Genomic DNA, 25,365 nt, shown 5'->3' on the forward strand with positions numbered 1-25,365 from the left:
CCCTGGACCACCGGACGCTGCATTTCGTCGGCCACAGCCTGGGCGGGCTGGTGATCCTGCGCATGTTCGACGAGTGGGCCGGCCTGCCGCCGGGGCGGGTCGCGCTGCTGGGCGCGCCGGTGCAGGGCTCGGCCGCCGCGGGACGGATCGCCGAGATGAAAATCACCCGGCCCGTGGTGGGCAAGGCGCGCACGGCGCTGGAATACGGGTTTTCGCACGCGCCCGGCGGGCGCGATACCGGGGTGGTGGCCGGCACCCGGTCCATGGGCCTGGGCCGGATGTTTGAAAAGCTGCCGCTGCCGCACGACGGCACCATCGCCGCCGCCGAGACCCGCCTGCCCGGCGCGGCCGATGCGATCGAGCTGCCGGTCTCGCATACCGGCCTGGTGCTTTCGGCCGAGGTCGTGTCGGCGGTTGCCGGGTTTCTGCGCCGCGGCCGTTTTGACCGCGGCGGCTGATCCGCTTTCGTCAGTTCCAGGGGTTGCAGTCGTAGCCAGCGATCCGCGCCAGGCGCTCGACGGTCAGGCTGCCGACGCCGAGACCGCTGCCGGCAAAGTCGTAGTTCAGCAGCAGGGTATTGCAGTCCAGCACCTCGATCTGCATCGTACCGATCGAATCGCGGATGACGTCGTCGTCGGTGAAAGAGCCCGGGTCGGTGAAGAATCGACCGCCCTCGATGATCTGCATGTCCAGTTCGACCAGGTCCGGACCGGGCTCGATGCCGGGCGTGTTGCCGACCACCCATACCGGCTCGCCGTTCAAGTAGGTGAAAAACACCGCGAAGATGAAATTGGCGTCTACCGGACCGTCCGGGGTGTCGATCAGGGTTTCGGCCACGTTCAGAAACAGCCCGGTGGCGGCCTTGCCCGGCACGGTGTAGGAGCCGCTCATGCGCCCGTGCAGCAGAGGAAAGTCGAACTGCGGGGGATCGAGCTCGGGTTCATAAGGAAAGACCGGGAACAGCTCGCCCTGATTGACGGCCGGCGCAAATCCGCCCCAGAACAGTTCCAGGGTAAACAATTCGTTGTATTCATCTACCGAAAAGAAGGTTTCTTCGTCGATGGAAACCGGATCTGCCGAGACCATGAAGGTTTCTCCGGCCGCCGACATGACGTTGCCGGAGGCACCGATGTTGCCGACGGCAGGCCGGGTGATCAGCTGGGCTTCGTGGAACGGAAGCTCGGCTTCGCCGGCCTCGACGAAAATCTGCGGCACCAGCACCAGCGAGTCGCTCAGGTTCTGCAGCCTGACCATCACCACGGAGCGTCCCTGATCGGTACAGCCCGTACGCCAGATCTGCACGCGGACTTCGCTGTCCAGCGTTCCGGTTTCCACGCTCGGCGCCAAGACGGTCTCATCCCACATCAGGTTATCGCCGGAGGCGGCCGCCTCCGGCAGGCTCAAGGCCACGCAGCCGGGCGGGAAGGGGGAAAACAGGTCTGTAAGAACGTTGAGTTCGCCGTTGGCGCTGGCGTTGCCGGCGATCATCAGCGCGAGAACTAGTGCGGACAGGCGCATGGTGGCGGTCTCCTGACATCATTGGTTTAGCCGAGTGTACCCCGTTCGGCTGACTTGGGCCTGAACCGGTTTGAAACCCTCTTGCGCGCGCGAGACCGGCGCGGCCCATGCGCTAGAATGTCAGGCTGACCGACTGCAGGAATCTACCCCATGGCCGGGCACAGCAAGTGGGCCAATATCCAACACCGGAAGAAAGCGCAGGACACCAAGCGCGGCAAGATCTTCACCCGCCTGATCCGAGAGATCAGCGTGGCCGCGCGCGAAGGCGGCGGCGATCCGGAAGCCAATCCGCGCCTGCGCTTAGGGATCGACAAGGCCAACGCGGCCAACGTACCCAAGGACAACATTGAGCGCGCCATCAAGAAGGCCACCGGCGAACTCGAGGGCGCGTCCTACGAGGCGCTGCGCTACGAGGGCTACGCGCCCGGCGGCGTGGCGGTGATGGTCGACTGCCTGACCGACAACCGCAACCGCACCGTGGCCGCGGTGCGGCACGCGTTTTCCAAGTACGGCGGCAACCTGGGCACGGACGGGTCGGTCGCCTACCTGTTTGAAAAGAAAGGCGTGATCAGCTTCGCACCCGGCACCGGCGAGGAAGAAGTGATGGAAGCCGCGCTGGAAGCGGGCGCGGAAGACATTGTCAGCGACGATGACGGCAGCATCGAGGTGTTGACCGCACCCGAGGATTTCGAGGCGGTGCGCGATGCCCTGCAGGAGGCCGGACTGGCGTACGCCGAAGCCGAGGTCACCCAGCGCGCCAGCACGCTGGTCGAGGTGGACGTCGAGACCGGTCGCAGCGTGCTGAAGTTTCTCGATATGCTCGAAGACTTAGACGATACCCAGGACGTGTGGTCCAACGCCGACATGCCGGCCGAGGCTTACGATGATTGAAGAATGCGGGATACGGCTGGGGCGATGAGAATCATCGGCCTGGATCCCGGCTCGCGGATTACCGGTGTCGGCATCATCGAAGGCGACGTGCTGGTCCACGCCGAGTCGGTCCGCCTGGGCGGGGGGCCGATGCCCGAGCGCCTGGGGATGATCTTTGCCCGCGTGCAGGAGCTGATCGAGGCTTTTCGGCCCGACATCGCCGCGGTCGAGACGGTGTTCATGAGCCGCAATCCGCAGGCGGCGATCAAGCTGGGCCAGGCGCGCGGCGCGGCTGTCTGCGCGGCCGTTGCCTGCGGCCTGGAAATACACGAATACGCCCCGCGCGCGATCAAGCAGGCCATCGTCGGGCGCGGCGGGGCGGCCAAGGAGCAGGTCCAGCACATGACCCGCATCCTGCTCAAGCTGGCCGAAGCGCCGGCCGAGGACGCCGCCGACGCCCTGGCCGTGGCCCTGTGCCACCTGCACACCGCCCAGACCCGCGCGCGCCTGCCGGCCGGGGTGGTCCTGCGATGATCGCCCGTCTGCACGGCACCTTGCTGGAGCGCCAGCCGCCGTATCTGCTGGTCGACGTGGCCGGCGTGGGCTACGAGGTCGAAGCGCCGCTGTCGGTGTTCGACCGCCTGCCGCCGCTCGGCCAGCCGCTGACCCTGCTCACCCAGCTGATCGTGCGCGAGGACGCCCACACCCTCTACGGCTTCGTCGAGGCGGCCGATCGCGAGCTGTTCCGATCGCTGCTCAAGGTCTCGGGGGTGGGCCCGCGCCTGGCCTTGGCAATCCTGTCGGGTGTGAGCAGCCGCGATTTCGCCCTCATGGTCGAGGCCGGCGACGCCCAGGCCCTGACCAGGCTGCCCGGTATCGGCAAGAAGACCGCCGAGCGCCTGCTGCTGGAGATGCGCGGACGCCTGAGCGATCTGCAGACTGGCCCCGGTGCTGCGGGCGCGGCGATGGACGCCGCCGGCGAGGCGCGCGCGGCCCTGACCGCGCTCGGCTACTCCTCGACCGAGGCTTTGAAGATGATTCGCTCGGTCGAGGCCCCCGACCAGTCGGCCGAGGCGCTGATCCGCCTGGCACTCAAGCACAAGATGCAGGGCTGAGGGCATGGAAGAAGAGCGCCTGATCAGCGCCGCGACGACCGGCGAGGACGCCCGGATCGAGGAAAGCCTGCGCCCGGGCCGGCTGGCCGAGTACATCGGTCAGCCGGTGATGAAAGAGCGTCTGGGAATCTACCTGGAATCGGCCCGCCGGCGCCACGAGGCCCTGGATCACGTGCTGATCTTCGGCCCGCCCGGGCTGGGCAAGACCACGCTGGCCAACGTGATTGCCGCCGAGATGGGCACCAACCTGCGCCAGACCTCCGGCCCGGTGCTGGAGCGCGCCGGCGACCTGGCCGCCATCTTGACCAACCTCGAGCCCGGTGACGTGCTGTTCATCGACGAGATCCACCGCCTGAGCCCGGTGGTCGAGGAGGTGCTGTACCCGGCCATGGAGGACTACCGGATCGACATCATCATCGGCGAAGGCCCGGCGGCGCGCTCCATCCAGCTCGACCTGCCGCGCTTTACCCTGGTCGGTGCGACCACGCGCGCCGGCCTGCTGACCTCGCCGCTGCGCGATCGCTTCGGCATCGTCGAGCGCCTGGAGTTCTACGGCATCGACGACCTGGCCCGGATCGTCGCGCGCTCGGCCGGCATCCTCGACATCCCGGCCGAGGACGACGGCGCTGGCGAAATCGCCCGACGCTCGCGCGGCACGCCCCGGATCGCCAACCGCCTGCTGCGGCGGGTGCGTGATTTCGCCCAGGTGCGCGCCGACGGCCGCATCACCGGCGCGGTGGCCGCCAGCGCGCTGGAGATGATGCAGGTCGACCAGCGCGGTTTCGACACCATGGACCGGCGCCTGCTGCAGGTGCTGATCGAGCATTTCGGCGGCGGTCCGGTCGGGGTGGAAAGCCTGTCGGCTTCGCTGTCGGAAGAGCGCGGCACGCTCGAAGACGTCATCGAGCCCTACCTGATCCAGGAAGGCTACCTGGTGCGCACCGCCCGCGGCCGCATGGCGACTTCGCGCGCCTGGCGTCATTTCGGACTCAATCCGCCCGAAGCGCCTGCCGGCGACCTGTTCGGGTCAAGTCCGGCCGGCGAGCCGTGAGCGCCGTGCCCTCGAGTTGGCGCTACCGGGTCTACTGGGAGCACACCGATGCCGGCGGCGTGGTCTACCACGCCCGCTACCTCAACTTCATGGAGCGGGCCCGCTCGGACTGGCTGCTGGCGCTGGGCTTTCCGCAGGTGGGCTTGCGCGAGCGCACGGGCTGCCTGTTCGTGGTGACCTCGGTCCAGCTGGATTTTCGCCAACCTGCCCGGCTCGAGGATGAACTTGCCGTCGATGTCGCCGTCGAACAGCTTCGGGCCGCATCCATGCGCATCGGCCAGCAGGTGCATCGGCAAGACGGCCTGCTGCTGGCTTGCGGTCAGGTGGCCATCGCCTGCCTGAGCGCGGCCAACTTCAGGCCGACCCGCATGCCGCGCGAGTTGCACGCGGCTATCCGTCAATTCCAGGGAAACTGAACAACCCATGCAATCGAACGAACAGCTGCAGATCTGGGAACTGATCATGGAGGCCAGCCTGCTGGTGCAGGGCGTGATGCTGCTGCTGGTGCTGGCCTCGATCCTGTCCTGGATGGTGATTTTCCGCAAGCGCCAGATGCTGGCCCGGGCCGACAAGCGCGCGCGCGAGTTCGAGGAGAAATTCTGGTCCGGCGCCGACTTGAGCAAGCTCTACGACGCCGTGGCCGGCAACCGCGCCGGGCGCGAGGGCCTGGAGTCGATCTTCGAGGCCGGTTTTCGCGAATTCGCCCGCCTGCGCGAAGACAAGCACGCCAATCCCGAGACCCTGAGCAACGGCGCCCAGCGGGCCATGCGCGTGGCCCTGACGCGTGAGCTCGAGCGGCTGGAAAACCAGCTCAGCTTCCTGGCGACCGTGGGGTCGGTCAGCCCCTACGTCGGCCTGTTCGGCACGGTCTGGGGGATCATGAATTCCTTCCGCGGTCTGGCCGGCGCTCAGTCGGCGACCATCGCCATGGTCGCGCCCGGTATTTCCGAGGCACTGATCGCCACCGCCATGGGCCTGTTCGCCGCCATTCCGGCGGTGGTGGCGTTCAACAAGTTCTCCGCCCAGGTCGATCGGCTGGAAATGCACTTCGACAACTTCAAAGAGGAGTTCGCCGGCATCCTGCACCGCCAGGCGCGGCGTCTCCGGGAGCAGGGCTGAGCGCCATGTCGGAAGTCCACGTCCGCCGCCGGCGCAAGCGCATGTCGGAAATGAACGTCGTGCCCTACATCGACGTGATGCTGGTGCTGCTGATCATCTTCATGGTCACCGCCCCGCTGATGAACCTCGGCGTGGAGGTCGAGCTGCCCACCGGCGCGGCCGAACCGATGGAAGACCAGGGTGATCCGCTGCTGGTGACGGTGACCCGCAGCGGCGAGTTCTACCTCGACACCGGCGATGCGCCGCAGTTGATCGACGGCGACACCCTGCGCGAGACGGTTGCGGCGATCGCGGCGCGCAACCCCCAGCTGCAGGTCACCGTCAGCGGCGATCGCGACGTGCCCTACCAGTTCATCTACAGCGCGATGGTCGAGCTCCAGCGCGCCGGCGTGGCCTCGGTCGGGCTCACCGGCGATCCCGAGCAGGAGTGACCGGCCCGGGCCGTGGATCTGCGCAAGCTTGCCGGGAAAATCTCAGTCGATACCAACGGTTCGCGCGCATGGATGGCGATGAACGCAGACTTGTTAAGAGGATGGGTTTTGATGGCATGGGAATCGGGGGTGAGCTCAGCTCGGCCGCTTGCAGACCGACAGGCGACTGCTTGGTCAACCGGCCTTCATGTTCCTTCATCGGCGGCGTGAAATATTTCCAGGCGTGATTTCAGAAACCCGCAAGCAGGCCATACGGGATCAGCTCCAGGCGCTGGGGCTGGCGCTGGGCGTGCATTTGCTCATGCTGGCGGTGCTGGTTCTCGGCAGCTGGAACTGGCAGCCATTCGAGCGCGAACTGCCGCCGGTACAGGTCACGCTGGTCGATCAGGGGCCGGTGGCCGAGCAGCGCCAGGCCGAGGATGCCGAGCGCGAGGCGCGCGAGCAGCGCCAGGAACAGCAGCGACAAGAACGGCAGCGTCAGGAAGAGGCTGAGCGTCAGCGCCAGCAAGAGGAGCAGGAGCGCCAGGAGCAGGAGCGTCGCCAGGCCGAGGAAGAGGCCCGGCGCCAGCAGGAAATCGAGCGCCGCGAGCGCGAGCTGGAGGCCGAGCGCCAGGCCGAGGCCCGGGCCCGACGCGAAGAGCAGCGCCGCCTGGCCGAGGAGGAGCGCCAGCGCGAGGAACAGGAGCGCCTGGCCGAACTGGCCGAACTGCGCGCCCAGCGCGAGGCCGCTGAACGTCAGCGCGAGGAGCAGGAGCGCCGCCTGGCCGAAATCGCCGAACGGCGCGAGGCGCAGGAAGCCGAGCAGCGCGCGCAGGAGGAGGCCGAACGGCTGCGCCTGCAGGACGAGCAGGCCCAGGCCGATGCCCGGCGCGCGACGCTTCGCGAGGAGTACATCATCACCATCCGTACCCTGGTTACGCGCAACTGGAACCGGCCGCCCACGACCCGACCCGGCGTGGAGTGCACGGTGCGCGTATTCCAGATTCCGGGCGGGGAAATCATCGCCGCCGAAATCGTCCAACCCTGCAACGCCGACCAGGCCACCCGTCGTTCCATCGTGGCGGCCGTTAACCGGGTCGGTGAGCTACCCTATCGAGGTTATGAGAGTGTCTTTAACAGAGAAATCGAGTTTGTATTCCGTTTCGATGGCTAGCGGTCTGCGCGCGGTCGTGTTGTTCGGGCTTTTGCTGCTGCCGCTGCTGGCCCAGGCCCAGCTGCGCATCGAGATCGTCGACGGCGTCGAAGGCGCCATGCCGATCGCCGTGGTGCCGTTTGCCTGGGAATCGGAGATGCCCGAGCCGGCCAGCCCGGTACACGAAATCATCAGCGCCAACCTGGCCCGTTCCGGGCTGTTCGAGCCGATGGCCGAAGACAGCATGATTGAGCGTCCCACCCGGCCGCCGGAAGTGCGCTTCGGCAGCTGGCGCCTGCTGCGCGTGGATCACATCGTGATCGGTCGGGTGATCGATGCGCCCGACGGCATCGGCCAGGAGATCGAGTACCACCTGCTCGACGTTCACAGCGGCCGCATCCTGCTGTCGCAGGCCCTGCCGGTCGCACCGGGGGATCTGCGCTTCGGCGCCCATCGCGTCACCGACGCGGTCTACGAGGAGTTGATCGGCATTCCCGGGGCGTTTGCCACCCGGATTGCCTACGTGGTGGTCACCGACATCGGCGGTCCGGACGAGCTGTTCGAGCTGGTGGTGGCCGACGCCGACGGCTTCAACCCGCAGACGGTGGTGCGCAATACCCAGCCGCTGCTGTCGCCGGCCTGGGGACCGGAGGGCCGCAGGCTGGCCTACGTGTCGTTTGCGACCGGACGGTCCAACGTCATCGTCCAGGATCTGTTTACCGGCCAGACCGAGGTGGTCAGCTCAAGCCCCGGCATCAACGGGGCGCCGGCTTTTTCGCCGGATGGTCAGCGGCTGGCGGTGAGTCTGTCGCGCGGCGGCAGTCCGGATGTCTGGGTAATCGATCTGGACAGCGGCAGCCAAGAGCAGTTGACCCAGCACTGGTCGATCAGCACCGAGCCGGCCTGGTCGCCGGACGGAGAGCGAATCTACTTCACCTCTGACCGGGCGGGTCGGCCGCAGATTTACGTCATGGACGCCGACGGGGACAACGTCGAGCGGGTGACCTGGGAGGGCAACTACAACGCCCGGGTCTCGATCGGGCTCGAGGAGCGCTTCCTGGCGACGGTTTACAGCGAAGGCGACAACGATTTCCGGATCGCAATCCATGATCGCGAAACCGAGCGTTTGCGTGTATTATCAGACGGCCGGCTGGACGAGTCTCCGAGCTTTGCCCCGAACGGCAGTATGCTGTTGTACGGGTCGCGCGAAAATGGCCGCGGCGTGCTGGCGGCGGTATCCGCCGATGGCCGCATTCGCCAGAGACTGGTGGATAGTGAAGGCGACGTCCGCGAGCCGGCCTGGTCACCGATATTACGTTAATTTTGAAGCGCCAACATCTCATTTGACAGGATCCGGGAGGTTTCATGAAGACTGCAATTCGTTTCGTCGCCCTCGTGATGCTGGCTGCCTTTCTGGCGGCCTGCGCACGAGATGTCCGGGAAGAACCGACGGCACCGGAACCTCCGCCGCCGCCACCGCCGGTGGAAGAAGAGGTCGATCGCGTCGACCCGCGTGACTTCACCGATGCCCGCAACCTGGACAACCCGGACAGCCTGCTGAGCCAGCGCACGATCTACTTCGAGTTCGACCGGTCGGACGTCCGCGCCCAGTTCCGTCCCATCATCGACGCCCACGCTGCCTACATCCAGGGCAACTCGACGGCCCGCGTCATTCTCGAGGGGCACGCTGACGAGCGTGGATCGCGGGAATACAACCTCGGTCTCGGCGAGCGCCGGGGCAACGCGGTGGAGGATCTGCTCCGGGCTGCCGGGGTTGCCGGTCGCCAGATCGAAGTGGTCAGCTACGGCGAGGAGCGCCCGGTGTGTCGCGACAGCAGTGAAGATTGCTGGCAGCGCAACCGGCGTGTGGAGATCGTCTACACCGCTCGCTGATGGTCAGGCAAACCACACGATTTTGTAGCGTGGTGATGGCGGCGGCATTGAGTGCCGCCGTCGTGCTTCCGACCCGGGCCCAGGACGGCAGCGATACCGTTTACCAGATGCAGGCCCTGCTGGAAGAGGTGCGCGAATTGCGTGGCCTGGTCGAGGCGCAGCAGCGCGAGCTGGAAAACCTGCGTCGGCGCCAGCGCGATCAATATCTCGACCTCGATCAGCGTCTGCAGGCGCTGGGTCAGGACGGGGTCACGGCGATCTCTCCGCTGGCCGAACCGGTTGAAGACGAGGCGTCCGCTGATCCCGAGGCAGATGACGCCGGTTCAACGGCGCCGGAAGCCCCGGTGATTGCAGACGTACCCGACGTGCGCGCGCCCATCGACGCCGGCATGGAAGTCGCACCGCTGGCGGGCGGAACGGCGGATGCTGCGCGTGACCTGGGAACGCCGACCGAGGAGGAGCAGGCCGCCTACGATCGGGCATTCCGGGCCCTGCGAGAGCAGCGTTATGCAGATGCGGCCGAGGGATTTTCCACCTTTCTCGATCGCTTTCCGGAATCGAGCTACGCGCCGAACGCGCTGTACTGGCTGGCCGAAACCTACTACGTTACGCGTGACTTCGAAACCGCGCTGCGCTTTTTCGATCAGTTGCGGGAGCGCTATCCCGGCAGCAGCAAGGAGGGTGATGCGCTGCTGAAAGTCGGCTTCAGTCATTTCGAGCTGCGCCAGTGGACCGAGGCACGCGCCGCGCTGGAGCAGGTGCGCAGCGAGCACTCGGGCACGACCCTGGCGCGACTGGCCGAAAGCCGCTTGCGGGACATGCGCCTGGCTGGCCATTTCTGAGCCAGCATGGATCTGAAGAAGACCCTGCAGCAGGTTCGTGATGCGGTGGCCGAGGCCGGTGCCGCGATCCTGGAGATCTATGCCGATCCGGAGCGATTCGAGACCGAGCACAAGACCGACGACAGCCCCCTGACGGCGGCCGACCTGGCGGCCAATCGGCTGCTGGTGGCCCGTTTGCAGGAGATGACGCCCGACATTCCCATTCTGTCCGAGGAGTCGAAGCAGGCCCCCTGGCACGAGCGCCGGCACTGGACCGAGTGCTGGGTGGTCGATCCGCTTGACGGCACCCGGGAATTTCTCAAGCGCAACGACGAGTTCACCGTCAACGTGGCCCTGGTCCGCGATCATCGCCCCGTTCTGGGGGTGGTCTATGCACCGGCGCTGCAGAAGTGGTATTTCGCCGCCCGCCATGAGGGCGCCTGGCGCCAGGTGGGCAGCGGGGTGCTTGACCGCATTCAGGTCGCCGACCCCAAGGCCGATCGGCCCTGGCAGGTGGTCGGTAGCCGGTCGCACAACACGCCCCAGGTCGACGCTTTCGTCGAGGCGCTGGGCCGGGCCGAATTGGTCGTCATGGGCTCGTCGCTCAAGCTGTGCCTGGTCGCCGACGGCACCGCCGACGTCTACCCGCGCTTAGGCCCCACCAGCGAATGGGATACGTGCGCGGCTCAGGCGGTGGTCGAGGCCGCCGGCGGGCAGGTGCTCAATGTCGAGACCGGCGAGCCACTGACCTATAACGCCCGCGAGTCCCTGCTCAACCCCCATTTCATTGCCTGCGCCCGTTCCCGGCCGGACTGGTTCAAGCGCTCTACCTGACCGGCCCGGCCGCTTCTCCGGAATCCTGTTGTTTAACGTCAATCGCTGGCGTCTTCAGTGAAATCGCCGGCGACGGCCGTGGTGATGCGCTCGGGATCGAAGTGGCGGCGGACGGCGGCATTGACCTCGTCGGCGCTGAGCTGCTCAAGGGCCTGCTCGAAGCGCGCCTGATGGAACATGTCGCGATCCAGGTACAGGTTGGAGTTGAGCATGCCGGCCAGGCTGGCGTCGTTGCTGCGCTGCAGCTCGCGCTGCTGCAGGTAGCCGCGGCGGCCGGTTTCGACTTCGTCTGACTCGAAGCCGTCGCTCACGACCCGGTCGAGTTCTTCGAACATCACCTCGACCAGCCGCTCGCGATTCTCGGGCGCGAACATCGCATAGGACTGAAAGCTCGCGATTTCGTCCAGGCTGGAAGCGCCGAATCCGGCGCCGACGCCGTAGCTCAGGCCCTCCTGGTCGCGGATGCGGGTGGCCAGGCGCGAACTCAGGAAACCGCCGCCGATCAAATGGCCGGCCAGGCTGAGGGCCGGATAGTCCGGATGTTCATCGTCCAGCGGGAAAGTTGTTCGTCCGACCAGAACCGCGTTGGCCTTGTCGTCGAGCTGGGCGCTCAGCGCCATCGGCACAATCGGTTCGTGCTCGCGATCGATGCGCTCAAACGGGGTCTGGGCGGTCCAGCCGCCGAAGCGCGATTCCAGCGCCGCGCGCAGTTCCTCGGGATCGAAGTCACCGACAAAACTGATGGTCGTGCCCGGCCCGAAGCCATAGTGCGAGCGATGGAAATCAACCAGCTGATCGCGCTCGACGCCCTCGATGCGCGCGGCCTGTTCGTCCCAGTCGGCCACGTAGTCCGGATGCGCCGGGTCGACGGTATTGAAATGCCGGCCGAGTAGGCGTCCGGCGACCGCGCCGGGATCGTCGCGCTGCTGGTCCAGGCCGTTGAGCTGCTGGCGCTTGAGTTCAGCGAGTTCGTCTTCGGGGAAGACCGGACGCATCAGCATTTCCTCGGCCACCTCGAGCAGCGGCAACAGCTGTTCGCGCTGGGTTTCGAGGCTGGCGCCGACCGTGGCGCCGCCGCCGACGCTGAGCGAAGACTGCAGCTCGTCGATTGAATCGCGAATCTCCTGGCGGCTGAGGTTCTCGGTGCCGCGGCCGAGCATGCTGCCGGTCATCGACGGAACCTGGCCCTGGCCGCGCAGGCTTTCGAGATTGCCCGTGCGCATGGTGATGCGTCCAAACACCCGCTGGCCGCGGGTTTGTTTGGGCAGCAGCGCGACTTGTGCGCCATTGGCCAGCTCGAAGCGGATCAGCCGCTGTTCGATGTTTTCCGGGCTGGGGACGAAGGCCTCACCGGCGACCCGGTCTTCGCGGCCGGTGTAGTCGGCCAGCAGCGGCTGGAGATCGGGGGCCTCGGGAATGTCGGCGCGGGCCGGGCGATTTTCGGGGTAGAAGCGACCGACGGTGCGGTTGTTGGACCGGAGGTAACGGTCGGCGACGCGGACCACGTCATCGACCGTGACCTGTTCGAGCCGGTCACGGTGCAGAAACATCAGGCGCCAGTCGCCGGCTGCGGCCCACTCGCTTAGCTGAATGCCGACCCGGCCGCTGTCGTTTAAGGTCATTTCCATGTTGCGGGTCAGGGCGTTGATCGCGCGCCGGACCTCTTCTTCGGTCGGCGGCTCCTCAGCCAGGCCGTCCAGGGTATCGAGCATGGCCGTTTCGACCTCGTCGAGGTCCTGGCCGTCGCGGGTCTGGGCAAACAGCAGCAGCAGCGAAGGTTCGCGCAGGCGCAGGCTGAAGGCGGCCACCCGCGTGGCCAGCTCGCTGTCGACCAGCTGGTCGTACAGGCGCCCGGAGGGCATGTCGCCGAGCAGGTGCGCCAACACCTCAACGGCGGCGAAATCTTCGTGGGCGGCGGCAGGGATGTGGAAAGCGCTCATCAGCGCGCGCACCGTGCCCGAGCGGCGCACGGTGATCGAACGCTCACCGTCCTGGACCGGGTCGCGGGTGTAGGTCGGCCACAGCAGCATGTCGCCGCTGCGCTCGGGCGCTTCAATGGCGCCGAAGTATTCCTCGACCAGTGCGAGCGAGCGCTCCGGGTCGATGTTGCCGGACAGAATGAGAACCGCGTTGTCTGGCTGGTAGTAGCGGCGGTAGAACGAATGCAGGCGCTCGATCGGCACGCTTTCGATGTCGGAGCGCGCGCCGATGGTGGAGCGGCCGTAGCCGTGCCAGAGATAGGCGGTGGCCATCACCCGCTGCATCAGCACCCCGATCGGATTGGTCTCGCCCATTTCGAACTCGTTGCGCACCACCGTCATTTCCGAGGCCAGGTCGTCGCCATCGACGACGGAGTTGACCATGCGGTCGGCTTCCATGCGGATCGCCCACTCCAGGTTCTCTTCGCCGGCCGGCAGGGTCTGGAAGTAGTTGGTGCGCTCATACCAGGTGGTGCCGTTGGCCGAACCACCACGCTCGGAAATCTCGGCCTTGATGTCCTGGTGATCGGGCGTGCCGTAGAACAGCATGTGCTCGAGCAGATGGGCCATGCCGGTCTCACCGTAGCTTTCGTGCTTGGAGCCGACGAAGTAGGTGATGTTGATGGTTGCGGTCGGCCGGCTGGGGTCGGGCATCAGCAGCACCCGCAGGCCGTTGTCGAGGCGGTATTCGCTGATGCCTTCGACGGTGGTGATGTGGCGGATACGATCGGTTTGCGCGGCAGCCAGGGTGCTCGCGCCCAAGGTCAGCGCGATCGCGACCAGGACATAGTGGATCAGGGCTCGCGGCATGAGTCTCTGGTTCCTGTTGGGGTGTTGATGGACTGGAGGATCGGACCGGCCTTGAGCCGATCGGTTGCACGCATCATGCCCCGCGGACGGGCCGATGGCATGAGTCAGAAGTCATGGTGCGCCGCCGGCCTCGTTTCCCCACAGTTCTTCGAGCCGCTGATCGCGCCCGCAGCGCCAGCGATAGAACCGGTAGCGCGTCGGATTGTTGAGGTAGTAATCCTGGTGATAATCCTCGGCCGGATAAAAGGCATCGAAGTCCAGGATGCGAGTGTCGATCGGCCCGTCTTCCAGGCCCAGCGCGCTGACTTGTTCGAGCGACGCTTCGGCCATTTCGCGCTGTTTTTCATCGTCGACGAAGATGGCCGATCGGTACATGGGCCCGCGGTCGCAGAATTGACCGTCGGCCTGGAACGGATCGATATTGCGCCAGAACACGTCGAGCAATTGGTCGTAGCCGACCACGGCCGGGTCATAGACCACCTGAACGACTTCCAGGTGGCCCGTGCCGCCGCGCACGACGGCGTCGTAGCTCGGGTTGGCCACGTCCCCGCCGCTGAACCCGGAAATCGTTTCGATCACGCCGTCGAGCTTGTCGTATGGGGGCTCCATGCACCAGAAGCAGCCGCCGGCAAAGGTCGCGCGGGCCAGCTCACCCGGCTCTTCGGCCATGGCCGACAGGCTTGGCACCAGGAAGGCCACAGCAATCAGCGCACGATTCAGCCAGCCGAAAGTCTTTTGATCAGTTTTCATCGCCGGTTTCCAAGCTTCCCAGCCATCGTCAAGCGCGTGTCCGCAGCGCCGGCGGTTCTTCGCCCGCCGGCACAAACCGCAGGGCCACGCCGTTGTTGCACCAGCGCTCGCCGGTTGGCTCCGGGCCGTCTTCAAAGATGTGGCCCTGGTGCCCGCCGCAGCGCGCGCAGTGATACTCGGTGCGCGGAAGGATCAGTTTGAAGTCGCGCTTGGTGCCGACGTGATCCGCGTCGATCGGCCGCCAGAAACTCGGCCAGCCGGTACCCGAATCGAACTTGTGCTCGCTCGAAAACAGCGCCAGGTTGCAGCCGGCGCAGATGTAAGTCCCGTCGCCGTATTCGGCATCCAGCGGACTGGAAAACGCCGGCTCCGTGCCTTCGCCGCGCAGGACGCGAAATTCCTCGCTGGTGAGGATTTCGCGCCACTGGTCTTCCGAAAGCTCCAGGGTCTGGAACGGCCGATTCGCGTCTGCGGTCGCGGAGGCCGGCTGCCCACCACATCCGCTCAGCCAGAAGGCCGGCGCCGCAAGACCGACGGCAGTCAGCAGCTGCCGGCGTTTGAGAAATTGAATGTTTGTTTTCATACCATTAATAGACCAGATATCCCGGCACGGTTCCGTGAATCTGGCCTCCTCGTCCCCGAGCCCCAGCCTAAACCTCGATCTCGGCCAGATTTCCTTTCTCTTCCAGCCAGTTCTTGCGGTCGGAAGCGCGTTTCTTGCCCAGCAGCATGTTCATGATCGCGTCGGTGGCCGCGGCATCATCGATGGTCAGCTGGACCAGGCGCCGGGTGTCGGGATCGATGGTCGATTCGCGCAGCTGTAGCGGGTTCATTTCGCCCAGGCCCTTGAAGCGCGTCTCGCTGAGCTTGCCCTTGATCTTCTCGGCCTCGATCCGGGCCAGCAGGCCGCGCCGCTCCTCGGCATCCAGCGCGTAGAAGGTCTGCTTGCCGACGTCGATGCGATACAGCGGCGGCATGGCCACGAACACTCGCCCGGCCTCGACCAAGGGGCGGAAATGTTTGAGAAACAGGGCCGCGAGCAGGGTGGCGATATGCAGGCCGTCGGAGTCGGCGTCGGCCAGGATGATGACCTTGCCGTATCTGAGCTTGGCCAGGTCATCCGAACCCGGATCGATGCCGATGGCGATGGCCAGGTCGTGGACTTCCTGCGACCTCAAGACCTGGTCGGGCTCGCTCTCCCAGGTATTGAGGATCTTGCCCCTGAGCGGCATGATCGCCTGGTACTCGCGGTTTCGGGCCTGCTTGGCGCTGCCGCCGGCCGAGTCGCCCTCGACCAGGAACAGCTCGGTCTCTTCGGGGTCGGTCGAGGCGCAGTCGGCGAGCTTGCCCGGCAGGGCGGGGCCGGCCGTGACCTTGCGCCGGGCGACCTGCTTGCGCGATTTCTGGCGCTTGAGGGCGTTGTCGATGGCCAGCCGCGCGATCGTCTCGCCGTCGGCCACGTGCTTGTTCAGCCACAGGGCGAAGGCGTCTTTGACCACGCCGGCGACGAAGCTGGCCGCCGCGCGCGAACTCAGGCGCTCCTTGGTCTGTCCGGAAAACTGCGGGTCGGCCAGCTTGATCGACAGCACGAAGCTCAGGCGCTCCCAGACATCTTCGGGGCTGAGCTTGACCCCGCGCGGCAGCAGGCTGTGGATGTCGCAGAACTCGCGCAGGGCCTCGATCAGGCCGGTGCGCAAACCGTTGGTATGGGTGCCGCCGGCCGGGGTCGGGATCAGGTTGACGTAGGATTCCTGCAGCAGTTCGCCTTCGGGCAACCAGGCCAGCGCCCAGGCGGCTTCCTGGTCGGCGCCGGAAAAGTCCCCGGTAAACGGTGCCTGCGGTATCCGTTCGAGATCGGCCAGGCTGTCGCTGAGGTAGTCGGTCAAGCCGTCCTCGAACTGCCAGGACTCGATCTCACCACCAGGCCGGTCATCCAGGCTGACCTTCAGGCCCGGGCAGAGGATTGCCTTGGCTTTCAGTAGATGCTTCAGGCGCGGGCGCGAAATATTGACCGAGTCGAAGTACTGCCCGTCGGGCCAGAAGTGCACCGTGGTGCCGGTGTTGCGTTTGCCGACGTCGTCGACGACGTGCAGGGGGCGGGTGGTCTCGCCGTGCTCGAAGGCCATTTCGTGGACCTTGCCGTCGCGCTTGATGCGGCAGAGCAGCCGGCTCGACAGCGCATTGACCACCGAGACGCCGACCCCGTGCAGCCCGCCGGAGAAGGTGTAGTTCTTGCCGGAAAACTTGCCGCCGGCGTGCAGTCGGGTCAGGATGAGTTCGACACCGGGCAGCTTGTGTTCGGGGTGTGGATCGACCGGCATGCCGCGGCCGTCATCGACGACCTCGACCGAGCCGTCTTCGTGCAGCGTGACATCGATGGCGCGGGCATGGCCGGCCAGCGCTTCATCGACGGCGTTGTCAACCACTTCTGCGACCAGGTGGTTGGGCCGGGTGGTGTCGGTATACATGCCGGGCCGGCGCCGGACGGGTTCCAGTCCCTGCAATACTTCGATGTCGGAGGCTTGATAGGCATTGCTCATGCTCGACGAAACCGGGGGGTTGAGGAAGTGGTTGTGAGAGCATAGCCCAGAATGGGTCGGGCAAATCGGCGATGATGTGATGCCATGAGGCTGTATGCGCTGCTGATCGGATTCCTGCGCCTGATCAACCGGCTGTATTTCGTCGATATCCGCTCGGTTCGGATGGAGCGAATGCCGGCTACTGGACCGGTGATCGTGGCCGCCAATCACCCCAGCTCGATTCTCGACGGGGTGATCCTGTCGACCCAGATTCGCCGGCCGATTCATTACCTGGCCCGCTCGGGGCTGTTCCGCTTTGCCGCCGTGGCGGCATTGTTTCGCACCCTGGGCGCCATCCCGATCTATCGCCGCGGCGAGGTGGGCGACCATGCCGACCGCAACCAGGCGGTCTTCGGCCAGGTTTTCGATCTGCTGGATCGTGGCGGCTGCGTCGGGGTCTTTCCCGAGGGCCGCAATTCCCCGCGGCTGCAGGTCGGGCAGCTGCGCAAGGGCATTGCCCGCATCGCGCTGGGTGCCGAGGCGCGCAACGACTACGCGCTGGGCCTGGTGATCGTGCCGGCCGGGGTCAATCTCGAGCACCGCGAGTTTCTGGGCTCGGCGGCCCTGCTGCGCATCGGTCGCCCGATTCGGGTGGCCGAATACGCCGAACTGCATCGGTGCGATCCCGAGCAGGCCGTTGCCAGGCTGACCGATGACGTGCAGCAGGCGCTGCGGCGCCAGACCCTCCACCTGGAGGATGATCGGCTGGCCGAACTGGTTGATCAACTCGTCGATGCCCTGGCCGGATCGCTGGGCGAGGTGGCCGATCTGCCGCCTCCGGCGCCGCCGCAGCGCAAGCGTTTTGTCAAGCGCTGGCTGGGGCGACTGACCGGACTCTACAGCCGAAGTTCAGCTGATACAGCGGCCGCGTTCCAGCGCCGGGTCTATACCCGCCAGTTCATCGGGGCAGTGGTCGGAAAGGCGTGGCAGGCTGATCCGGCGCGCGTTGTCGAACTGCGGCGCAACGTCGAGCGTTTCCGCGACCATCTGCGCCAGACCGAGGTGCGCCAGGCCCTGGCCGGATCCACCGGCACGCCGGTCACCGGTCGCCTGCTGCGCCTGAAGATGACCGCTTACGCAATCCTGATGGCGCCAATCGCCCTGTTTGGGCTGATTCACAACGTACTGCCGTACGCGTTCGCCCGCCTCGGCGCGCTGCTGGTCCGCGACGAGGCGATCCGGGTGTTCGCCTACTTCGGTCTCGGCGTGGTGGGGTTCGGTGCCTGCTACGCGCTGATCGGCTACGGGCTCTGGCAGCACACCGAGCTGGGTCTGGCGCCGACCCTGGTCTACCTGGCCGCATTGCCGCCGACCGGGTTCGTCGCCCTGCGCTATCGGCGCAACATACTGCGTTACCGCGACCGGATCCTGGTGCGCACCCTGTTCTGGGACGAGCGCGAACTGGTCGAATTGTTGCGCACCGAGCGCGCCCTGGTCCAGGACCAGTTCGTCGTCCTGGCCGACCGCTATGGACTGGCTGCTTCGCCGGGCGAGAACACAAGCTCCTCGGCCGGTTCGCGCAGGTTGTAGCGCGTGGCCATGGCGGTTATACGGGAAGGTGCGGCTAAGCTTCAGCGCAAGCATTGTCAATTGAGACACCATGCCAAAAGTGACTGAGATAACCCATTACCTGCTCGATTGGCAGGCCAATCCAGGCGATGCTGAAATAGCTGCTCGGCTGGGGACGCTGGTCTACCGTCATCTGCACAAATTGGCTCAGGCGCGGCTCGGGGATGAATCCCGACGGCCTTTGACGCCGACCGAACTGGTGCATGAGACCTGGCTGAGCATCCGTCCGCCGAGCGAGGCATTGACGGATCGCAAGCAGTTTTTCAGGTTGGCATCCACCGTCATGCGCAATCTGCTGGTTGATCAGGCCCGCGAACGCCTGGCCCATAAACGAGGCGGTGACCGGGTTCGTGTCACGCTGGCGCTGGTGCAGTCGGATCATCATTATGACGATGTCCGCTTGCTGGATCTCGAAGCCGCTTTGGCTAAGTTGGCCGAGCAATACCCTCGACATGCCGAGCTGGTTGATCTGCGCTGTTTTGGAGGGCTGACCATGCCAGAGATCGCCGAAACACTGGAAGTCAGTCTGTCGACCGTCAAGCGCGACTGGAACTTTGCCCGCGCATGGCTCGGCGACGCCGTTAACGACGGAGGCGCTCGATATGGTTGATCCTGGAGAATTAGAAAGGCATTTTGCGCGCCTGGCGGCGATGAATGAGCGCGCGCGAGTGTCCGAGGTGAGTCGATTAGCACAACTCAATCCTGATCTGGCCCGCCGACTTGCGGCACTGCTCGATGCCCATGAGGCAAAGACTTTGGATCTGGATGGGCTGATTGATGGCCAGGTGCGCCGCTGGGCTGCATTCAATCCACAGCAACTGATCGGGCAACGCGTCGGTGATTGGGAGCTGATCGGCGAGCTGGGTCGAGGCGGCATGGGTGTCGTATTTTCGGCTCGGCGAGCATCCGAAGGGGTGGAGCAGCGCGCTGCCATCAAATTTCTGTCGCTGCCTGTTTTTGATGCGGCAGTAGCCGAGCGCTTCGTGAGAGAGGCCAGGATGCTGGCGCGCCTGAATCATCCGGGCATCTGCCGTTTGCGCGACTGGGGACGAGCCGAGCAAGGCTGGCCCTACCTGGTGCTGGATCTCATCGAAGGCCGGCCTATTGATGAGGCCGCTGCCGACTGGTCGAAACGAGAGAAGATCGCGCTGATGGTCCGGGTGGCCGAGACGGTGGCGGCGGCGCACCGAGAGATGATCGTTCATCTTGACCTCAAGCCCGACAATATTGTCGTTGATGCTCAGCGCAACCCGATTCTGCTGGACTTTGGTGTGGCTCGGGTGTTGGCCGACGACGGTGCGGCTGTCACGGCGACCCTTACGCGCTGGCTCACTCCCAACTATGCCAGCCCGGAACAACTGCGCGGGGAATCAGCGTCCGCCTCCGCTGATATTTATGCTTTGGGGGTCTTGCTGTATCAGCTCCTGACGGGAGAGCGTCCGTATGACCTAAGCGGCCTTTCGGTCACCGATGCACTGGCCCGGCTGGAAAAATCGACCAGACCCGCGGGGATCGATCGCAGTCTGCTTCCGGTTGACTTGAGATCCGTGATTGCTCGCGCCATGCACCCGGATGCCAGCCGGCGCTATGCCAGTGCTCAGTCTCTGGCCGACGACCTCCGCGCGGTTCTGGCCCACCGCCCGGTGATGGCCCGTGCGGACAGCCCGGCCTATCGACTCAAAAAGCTGATCCAGCGCCACCCGATCGCCGCGCCGCTGGGTGCCTTATCGGTTCTGGCGATTGCTATTTTGGCCGGCCAGCTTGCCTGGCAGGCGGGCGATCTGCGCCTGCAGCGCGACCGGGCCGAATTCGAGGCCACCCGCGCTCGCGCCGCGTCGGACTTGTTGCTGGGCGCCATTCAGGCAGCCGACCCGACCGGAACCCGTGCTTCGGCCACCAGCGTGGACGAAATGCTGGCTGCGGCCGTTCAACGCGCTGAGAAGGATGCCGATGACGATCCGCTTCTGGCGGCCGAAACGCTGCTGCGCATTGCAGACATTCGCCGGGTGCTGGGCGAGCATGCCGCGGCCATTACCATCTATGACCAGGCGCTGGCGCTGCTCGATACAGACGCCGAATTCGAGCCGAGTTTGCGCGCGGCGCTCCTGGCGGGACAAGCCACGGCGCTGCGGCAAACTGAGCAGACTGACCGGGCCAGAGAGCTGCTGGCAGCCGAACTGAATCGGCCGCACCCCGAGGCCCACTGGCGGGTTTGGGTCGCTCACGCCCAGCTTGAGCTCAGCGCTGGCAATTTGGAGGTCGCTGAGCAGGCCCTGCAGCAAGCTCTTCAGATTGTGCCGGAGTCCGAGCATCACGGCCGAGCCCTGATCGCCAGCAGTTTTGGCCTGGTGCAAAGTTTCAGGGGCCAGCCGGCCGAGGCCTTGCGATGGTACGAGCGCGCTGCCGCCGCGGCGCGACGAACGCCGGTTAATCGCGAAACGCTGGCCACGATCCTGCTCAATACGGCTGACGTGCTCTCAAGGCAGGGACGGGTCGATGAGGCACTGGCGGTCTCCGATGAGGCCTTGTCCCTGCGCATCGAAATGTTCGGGCCGCGCCATGTTCGCACCGTACCCAGCTACATCAACCGGGCCTACGTGCTTATGCAGGCCGGGCGCTTCGACCAGGCGCTTGAGAGCGCCTACCTGGCCGCAGAGATGGAGCGCGAACTTGTAGGGCCCCGAACGCGGCGCATGGCTGCGATCTGGGGCGCGATCGGACTGGCTGCCGAACGGAGCCAGGACTGGGAAAAGGCCAGCGAAGCCTTTGCCGAGGCCCTCGCCATTCAGCGCCAACTGCTGCCGGACGACCATCACGACCTGGCGGTCACCCGCAGCAATCTGGCCAGTGCCCTGATGGCCCAAGGACAGTTTGAGAAACCCCTGACGTTATTGATGAAAGCCCGGGAGGTCCATCGCATGCGCGCCCAGGGGCAACCATCACGCGCGCAGGCCATTGCCGAAGTCAATATCGCCTGGTGCTATCTCAATCTGGCCGAACCCGATCAGGCCCTGCAGTGGGCCCGATCGGCCCTCGACGGCGCCGAGCAAGTGATTGACTCCAAACACTGGCTCCTCGGTCACTTTCGAAACGTCCATGCCGACGCCCTGCTGGTTAATGGCCGGTTGGCCGAGGCAGAAGCCGAAGCCCTGGCGGTCGCGCAGCTTTACGAGAGTTCCGAAATCCCCGTCCGCCCCAAATCCCTGACCGACAATCTTGACCTGCTCCAGCGCATTGCCGAGCAGTCCGGTGATGTCGACCGCGCGCAATCCTATCGCCAGCGTTTGCGGGCATTGACTGCCGAAGCCGAACCAGCCGCACCTTGAGTTCGGCCTACTGTGGCGGGCGGTAGGACCAGAGTTTGAAATCTCGCGCTGGGTTTGCTAGGGTCACGGCAGGCGTTTGAGGGCGTGCTGAACATCACGTTTTTGCATGACCCTTTTCAGGCATGGTTTACGCCCTTAAGGCAATAAGGGCGCTTCGCGTTGGAAGAGCCTGCCTGAAAGCAACAGTTTTTACAGGGGGACGCATGAAAAAACCTCAGCCCACTCAGGCTACCAAGGCGATCTCGGCTCTAGGCACTGCACTGCTTTTGGAGCCCGTGCGGCTACGCCCCGCGCGCGTTACCGGGTTGCCGGTACAGACAATACCCTTGGGCACGCTGTGCCCGCTGAACCGGTTCGATGAAATCCTATTCCTGGAGACGGTATTGCCCATGATTGATGTGAAGTTTCGCCAGCTGTTGTGTGTGGTCTTGTTGTTTCTGATCCTGACGCCCGGCTCCAGCGAGGCCGAGAAAGCTACGCAATGAGAAAAGGTTTTTGAGGACATTATGACATCTAAACAAATTTCAATTCATGAGCTGAACCGCAGTATCGCGAGTGATGGCCTGCTCCTTCAGGTCCGGTTATTGCTTTCGGTGGCTCTTACCCTAATTGCTGTCCCGGTTGCTGCGTTGGATGTTCAAGAGACCACAGATTTTCCAGGGGGTTCCAGTTTTACTTCTGGTGTCTCCGTAGGGGTTCTGGATTCCGGTTTGAACACGATTTCCGGGGGGTTGGCGGGCAATTGTTCGAACAACGATTGCAATGGAGCTAGTGCGGGAGATACCCAAGATAGTTTCCTAATGACAGTTCCAGCTGGCCTTGAGATTGAAGGTCTGACTCTTACCTCTTCCGGCGGTACCGGTCCCATTAATGAACTCCGACTCATGATACGAAACGTGGGGTCGGATCTTGTCAACGAGTCCGAAGCTGTCAATCAAACTTCCTCGAATCTACTCACTCAATCGATTCCGGCTGGGGAGTACGCCGTGAGTGTGTTTGGGGGAAGTGCGCAATCTGCTGGAGCCTTTAGTCTGAATTGGAGTCTATCGATCAGTACAACTGCAGATCCCGTAGCTCAGCGCGATGCGTTGATTGCGCTTTACAACGCGACCGACGGCGACAACTGGACAAACAACGCTGGATGGCTGGGTGCGGCGGGAACAGAGTGCTCCTGGTTTGGAGTGACGTGTGCAGGTGGTGCCGTTGTCAGAATATTCCTAGAGAACAATGGATTGACCGGCACAATTCCGCCGGAGATAGGTCAACTTGGCTCGCTCGACAGACTTTTTTTAGGAAATAATCAGCTTAGTGGCCCAATCCCACCAGAATGGGGACAGCTCAGCTCCGCCACCTTCATTAGTCTTTACGATAACCAGTTGTCAGGGTCACTTCCTCCTGAGTTGGGTCAGCTATCCAATTTGGAAGTTATCGAATTGTTTGGGAATGAGTTGGCTGGTCCAATTCCACCGGAACTGTCGCAGTTGACCAAGTTGCAAACGCTCTCGCTGAGCAACAATCAGTTGAGTGGCTCCATCCCGGTCGAGCTGTCTCAGCTGGCGAATCTGCGACGCCTCTCTCTTTCTCGCAATGAGTTAAGCGGTCCTATTCCACCTGAATTGGGGCAGCTTAGCAATTTGGAATCGCTAGTATTGAACTCCAATGCACTGACTGGCCCCATTCCGGCTGAGCTGTCGCAGCTGACCAATCTGCAAATGCTCCGGCTTGGTAGCAATGAGTTATCCGGCCCCATTCCACCTGAATTAGGACAGCTAGTTCAATTGACGTCTCTGTCGCTTCGGAACAATGAGCTGTCGGGATCGATCCCACCGGAGTTGGGGCAGCTCATTGCGCTTGAACAGCTTGGTCTCGACAGCAATCAGCTTAGTGGCCCTATTCCTTTTGAGCTAGGTCAGCTCACCAATCTGCAACTACTCGACTTGCGATTCAATCAGTTGTCTGGCCCCATCCCGGTTGAGTTATCGCAACTCAGTAATCTGCGCCAACTCCTACTAAATTTCAATCAGTTAGCTGCCCCCATCCCGGTTGAGCTATCGCAACTCAGTAATCTGCGACAACTTGTTCTAAATAACAATCAGTTGACCGGTCTGACTCCACCGGAGCTGTCGCAGCTGACCAATCTGCAATTGCTCTCGCTGAGCAGCAACCAGCTTAGTGGCCCTATTCCACCTGAATTAGGGCAGCTAGGTCAATTGACGTCTCTGTCGCTTTGGCAGAATGAGCTTTCCGGCCCCATCCCGGTCGAGCTGTCGCAGCTGACCAATCTGCAAAGGCTTTGGTTGGAAGACAATCAGTTGACCGGCCCAATTCCAGCCGAACTATCGCAGCTGACCAATTTGCAATGGCTCTGGCTTTCTAACAATCAGCTAGGCGGCCCGATTCCACCTGAACTGGGCGAGCTGACCAATGCGACTCAGATCGATCTTGAGCGCAATAATTTATCGGGCCCAGTTCCGATGGAGCTGGGCAACCTGGATACAAACCTTGAGTTTCTGGGCCTGGCCCAGAACCCGAGCCTGACGGGCACGATCCCGCAGTCTCTGCTGGACCGTCAGGCCCAGGGTTTGCTTACGATCACGTTTGATGGAACGAGCGTGATTGGATGCGAAGCCCAGCGTGTCTTGCCTGAGGGCTACATACCGGGTCTGCCGCTGACCGTGACGATCCAGACCCAGCCTGAGACGGGGACGGGCTCGTATGCGATTGAAGACCAGCCGCCGTCGAGCTGGGCGGTCAGCAATGTTCAAGGCGGCGTTTTCGACAGTGGGACAGGTACGGTGAAGTTTGGGCCTTACTTTGATGCAAACAGCCGCACGCTCCAATACGACTTGACACCGCCGGCGAACGCGTCGGGCACTGGGGTGTTCTCTGGCACCTACTCCAAAGACGGCGTATCGACTGGACTGTGTGGGCCGAGCACACTGGAGCCGAGCCGCTCTGACCTGGTGGTGTCCAAGGTTGCCTCAGTGGCCACGGCTGCGCCTGGAGAGCAGTTCAGCTATACGCTCACCGTCAGCAACAATGGCCCCAATACTGCCCAAGGCGTCGTCCTCACCGATACGCTGCCTGGTGACCTGGCGTTGTTGAGCGCAAGTGCTGACTGTACTGGCCTAAGCGTTGTTGAATGTAGCGTGGGCGATCTGACGCCCGGAGCGGTTGCCAGTTTCACCCTGGAAGTTGAAGTGTCTGATACGGCACCGGCCGGTGCGATCGACAATACGGTCAGTGTGAGCGCAATAACACCAGACCCGAACCCGAGCAATGACACCTCCACAGCGACCGTTGAAATTGAAAAGCTGTCTGCCTTGAACCTGGTGATCAACCAGATTGATGCCAGCAGTTGTCCGGATATGAGCGCGCTGGTCACGGTGACCGATCAGTTTGGTCAGTCGCTCGGTGGCCTGACGGGCAGCAACTTCACTCTGGCCGAAGATGGCCAGAGTTTGCCCTTCAGCTTGAGCACAGTCAGTACCGGCAGCAGTTCCCGTTTGGCGGTCAGTATTGTCATCGACCGCAGCACCAGCCTGTCAAACGCTGACTTGATGAATAT

Annotated in this window: 23 protein-coding genes; 18 read left to right on the forward strand and 5 right to left on the reverse strand. The window is 64.2% G+C overall.

Going from position 1 to position 25,365, the window contains the following annotated elements:
• Positions 1-50 precede the first annotated feature (50 nt).
• On the forward strand, positions 51-458 hold the full coding sequence (locus tag G3I74_RS04520; RefSeq protein WP_164210401.1) for a hypothetical protein: 408 nt from the start codon (positions 51-53) through the stop codon (positions 456-458).
• Between the two features lie 10 nt (positions 459-468).
• Here G3I74_RS04520 and G3I74_RS04525 read toward each other — a convergent pair whose 3' ends face one another.
• Positions 469-1,518, reverse strand: a complete 1,050-nt coding sequence (locus tag G3I74_RS04525) for a hypothetical protein (RefSeq protein WP_164210402.1) — start codon at positions 1,516-1,518, stop codon at positions 469-471.
• A 150-nt stretch (positions 1,519-1,668) separates the two neighbouring features.
• Here G3I74_RS04525 and G3I74_RS04530 point away from each other — a divergent pair, with 150 nt between their 5' ends.
• From G3I74_RS04530 to cysQ, 12 genes are all read left to right on the forward strand, one after another.
• On the forward strand, positions 1,669-2,409 hold the full coding sequence (locus G3I74_RS04530) for a YebC/PmpR family DNA-binding transcriptional regulator (RefSeq protein WP_164210403.1): 741 nt from the start codon (positions 1,669-1,671) through the stop codon (positions 2,407-2,409).
• A gap of 24 nt (positions 2,410-2,433) precedes the next feature.
• A complete protein-coding gene (gene ruvC / locus G3I74_RS04535) occupies positions 2,434-2,922 on the forward strand; it encodes a crossover junction endodeoxyribonuclease RuvC (RefSeq protein WP_164210404.1) in 489 nt (162 codons plus the stop codon).
• Positions 2,919-3,503: a Holliday junction branch migration protein RuvA gene (ruvA, locus tag G3I74_RS04540; RefSeq protein WP_164210405.1), complete on the forward strand. Its 585-nt coding sequence runs from the start codon at positions 2,919-2,921 to the stop codon at positions 3,501-3,503. Before ruvC ends, ruvA begins: the two co-directional genes overlap by 4 nt.
• Positions 3,504-3,507: 4 nt before the next feature.
• A complete protein-coding gene (gene ruvB, locus G3I74_RS04545; RefSeq protein ID WP_164210406.1) occupies positions 3,508-4,554 on the forward strand; it encodes a Holliday junction branch migration DNA helicase RuvB in 1,047 nt (348 codons plus the stop codon).
• Positions 4,551-4,970, forward strand: a complete 420-nt coding sequence (ybgC, locus tag G3I74_RS04550; protein WP_164210407.1) for a tol-pal system-associated acyl-CoA thioesterase — start codon at positions 4,551-4,553, stop codon at positions 4,968-4,970. Before ruvB ends, ybgC begins: the two co-directional genes overlap by 4 nt.
• Positions 4,971-4,977: 7 nt before the next feature.
• Positions 4,978-5,673, forward strand: a complete 696-nt coding sequence (gene tolQ, locus G3I74_RS04555; RefSeq protein ID WP_164210408.1) for a protein TolQ — start codon at positions 4,978-4,980, stop codon at positions 5,671-5,673.
• Between the two features lie 5 nt (positions 5,674-5,678).
• Positions 5,679-6,104: a protein TolR gene (tolR, locus tag G3I74_RS04560; RefSeq protein ID WP_164210409.1), complete on the forward strand. Its 426-nt coding sequence runs from the start codon at positions 5,679-5,681 to the stop codon at positions 6,102-6,104.
• A 223-nt stretch (positions 6,105-6,327) separates the two neighbouring features.
• Entirely contained in the window at positions 6,328-7,257 is a 930-nt protein-coding gene (gene tolA / locus G3I74_RS04565; RefSeq protein ID WP_164210410.1) for a cell envelope integrity protein TolA, read from the forward strand.
• The gene (tolB, locus tag G3I74_RS04570; RefSeq protein WP_203594538.1) at positions 7,250-8,557 is read left to right on the forward strand and encodes a Tol-Pal system beta propeller repeat protein TolB; all 1,308 of its coding nucleotides are present in this window, start codon (positions 7,250-7,252) and stop codon (positions 8,555-8,557) included. Before tolA ends, tolB begins: the two co-directional genes overlap by 8 nt.
• 44 nt (positions 8,558-8,601) lie before the next feature.
• Positions 8,602-9,129, forward strand: coding sequence for a peptidoglycan-associated lipoprotein Pal (gene pal, locus G3I74_RS04575; RefSeq protein ID WP_164210412.1), 528 nt, complete (start codon positions 8,602-8,604; stop codon positions 9,127-9,129).
• Positions 9,129-9,971, forward strand: a complete 843-nt coding sequence (gene ybgF, locus G3I74_RS04580) for a tol-pal system protein YbgF (RefSeq protein WP_164210413.1) — start codon at positions 9,129-9,131, stop codon at positions 9,969-9,971. Before pal ends, ybgF begins: the two co-directional genes overlap by 1 nt.
• 6 nt (positions 9,972-9,977) lie before the next feature.
• Positions 9,978-10,784, forward strand: coding sequence for a 3'(2'),5'-bisphosphate nucleotidase CysQ (gene cysQ, locus G3I74_RS04585; protein ID WP_164210414.1), 807 nt, complete (start codon positions 9,978-9,980; stop codon positions 10,782-10,784).
• Positions 10,785-10,822: 38 nt separating this feature from the next.
• Here the strand turns inward: cysQ and G3I74_RS04590 are convergent, their stop codons facing one another.
• The 4 genes from G3I74_RS04590 to parE all read right to left on the reverse strand — a co-directional run bounded on the left by G3I74_RS04590 (position 10,823) and on the right by parE (position 16,863).
• The gene (locus G3I74_RS04590) at positions 10,823-13,573 is read right to left on the reverse strand and encodes a M16 family metallopeptidase (RefSeq protein ID WP_164210415.1); all 2,751 of its coding nucleotides are present in this window, start codon (positions 13,571-13,573) and stop codon (positions 10,823-10,825) included.
• 111 nt (positions 13,574-13,684) lie between these two features.
• Positions 13,685-14,323, reverse strand: coding sequence for a peptide-methionine (S)-S-oxide reductase MsrA (gene msrA / locus G3I74_RS04595; RefSeq protein WP_338063057.1), 639 nt, complete (start codon positions 14,321-14,323; stop codon positions 13,685-13,687).
• Positions 14,324-14,351: 28 nt separating this feature from the next.
• A complete protein-coding gene (gene msrB / locus G3I74_RS04600) occupies positions 14,352-14,906 on the reverse strand; it encodes a peptide-methionine (R)-S-oxide reductase MsrB (RefSeq protein ID WP_164210416.1) in 555 nt (184 codons plus the stop codon).
• A 67-nt stretch (positions 14,907-14,973) separates the two neighbouring features.
• Positions 14,974-16,863: a DNA topoisomerase IV subunit B gene (gene parE / locus G3I74_RS04605; protein WP_164210417.1), complete on the reverse strand. Its 1,890-nt coding sequence runs from the start codon at positions 16,861-16,863 to the stop codon at positions 14,974-14,976.
• Between the two features lie 84 nt (positions 16,864-16,947).
• On the opposite strand from parE, the gene G3I74_RS04610 reads away from it, so the two are divergent.
• From G3I74_RS04610 to G3I74_RS04630, 5 genes are all read left to right on the forward strand, one after another.
• Positions 16,948-18,432, forward strand: a complete 1,485-nt coding sequence (locus G3I74_RS04610; RefSeq protein ID WP_164210418.1) for a 1-acyl-sn-glycerol-3-phosphate acyltransferase — start codon at positions 16,948-16,950, stop codon at positions 18,430-18,432.
• Between the two features lie 70 nt (positions 18,433-18,502).
• Positions 18,503-19,081, forward strand: a complete 579-nt coding sequence (locus G3I74_RS04615; RefSeq protein ID WP_164210419.1) for an ECF-type sigma factor — start codon at positions 18,503-18,505, stop codon at positions 19,079-19,081.
• A 265-nt stretch (positions 19,082-19,346) separates the two neighbouring features.
• Entirely contained in the window at positions 19,347-21,797 is a 2,451-nt protein-coding gene (locus G3I74_RS04620) for a tetratricopeptide repeat protein (RefSeq protein WP_239056592.1), read from the forward strand.
• A 203-nt stretch (positions 21,798-22,000) separates the two neighbouring features.
• On the forward strand, positions 22,001-22,282 hold the full coding sequence (locus G3I74_RS04625; protein WP_164210421.1) for a hypothetical protein: 282 nt from the start codon (positions 22,001-22,003) through the stop codon (positions 22,280-22,282).
• A 21-nt stretch (positions 22,283-22,303) separates the two neighbouring features.
• Positions 22,304-25,365 (forward strand): leucine-rich repeat domain-containing protein (locus tag G3I74_RS04630; RefSeq protein WP_164210422.1); only part of this gene is annotated, 3,062 nt, incomplete at its 3' end.

This window comes from Wenzhouxiangella limi (assembly GCF_010499265.1).
In the GTDB taxonomy this organism is placed as follows: Bacteria; Pseudomonadota; Gammaproteobacteria; order Xanthomonadales; family Wenzhouxiangellaceae; genus Wenzhouxiangella; species Wenzhouxiangella limi.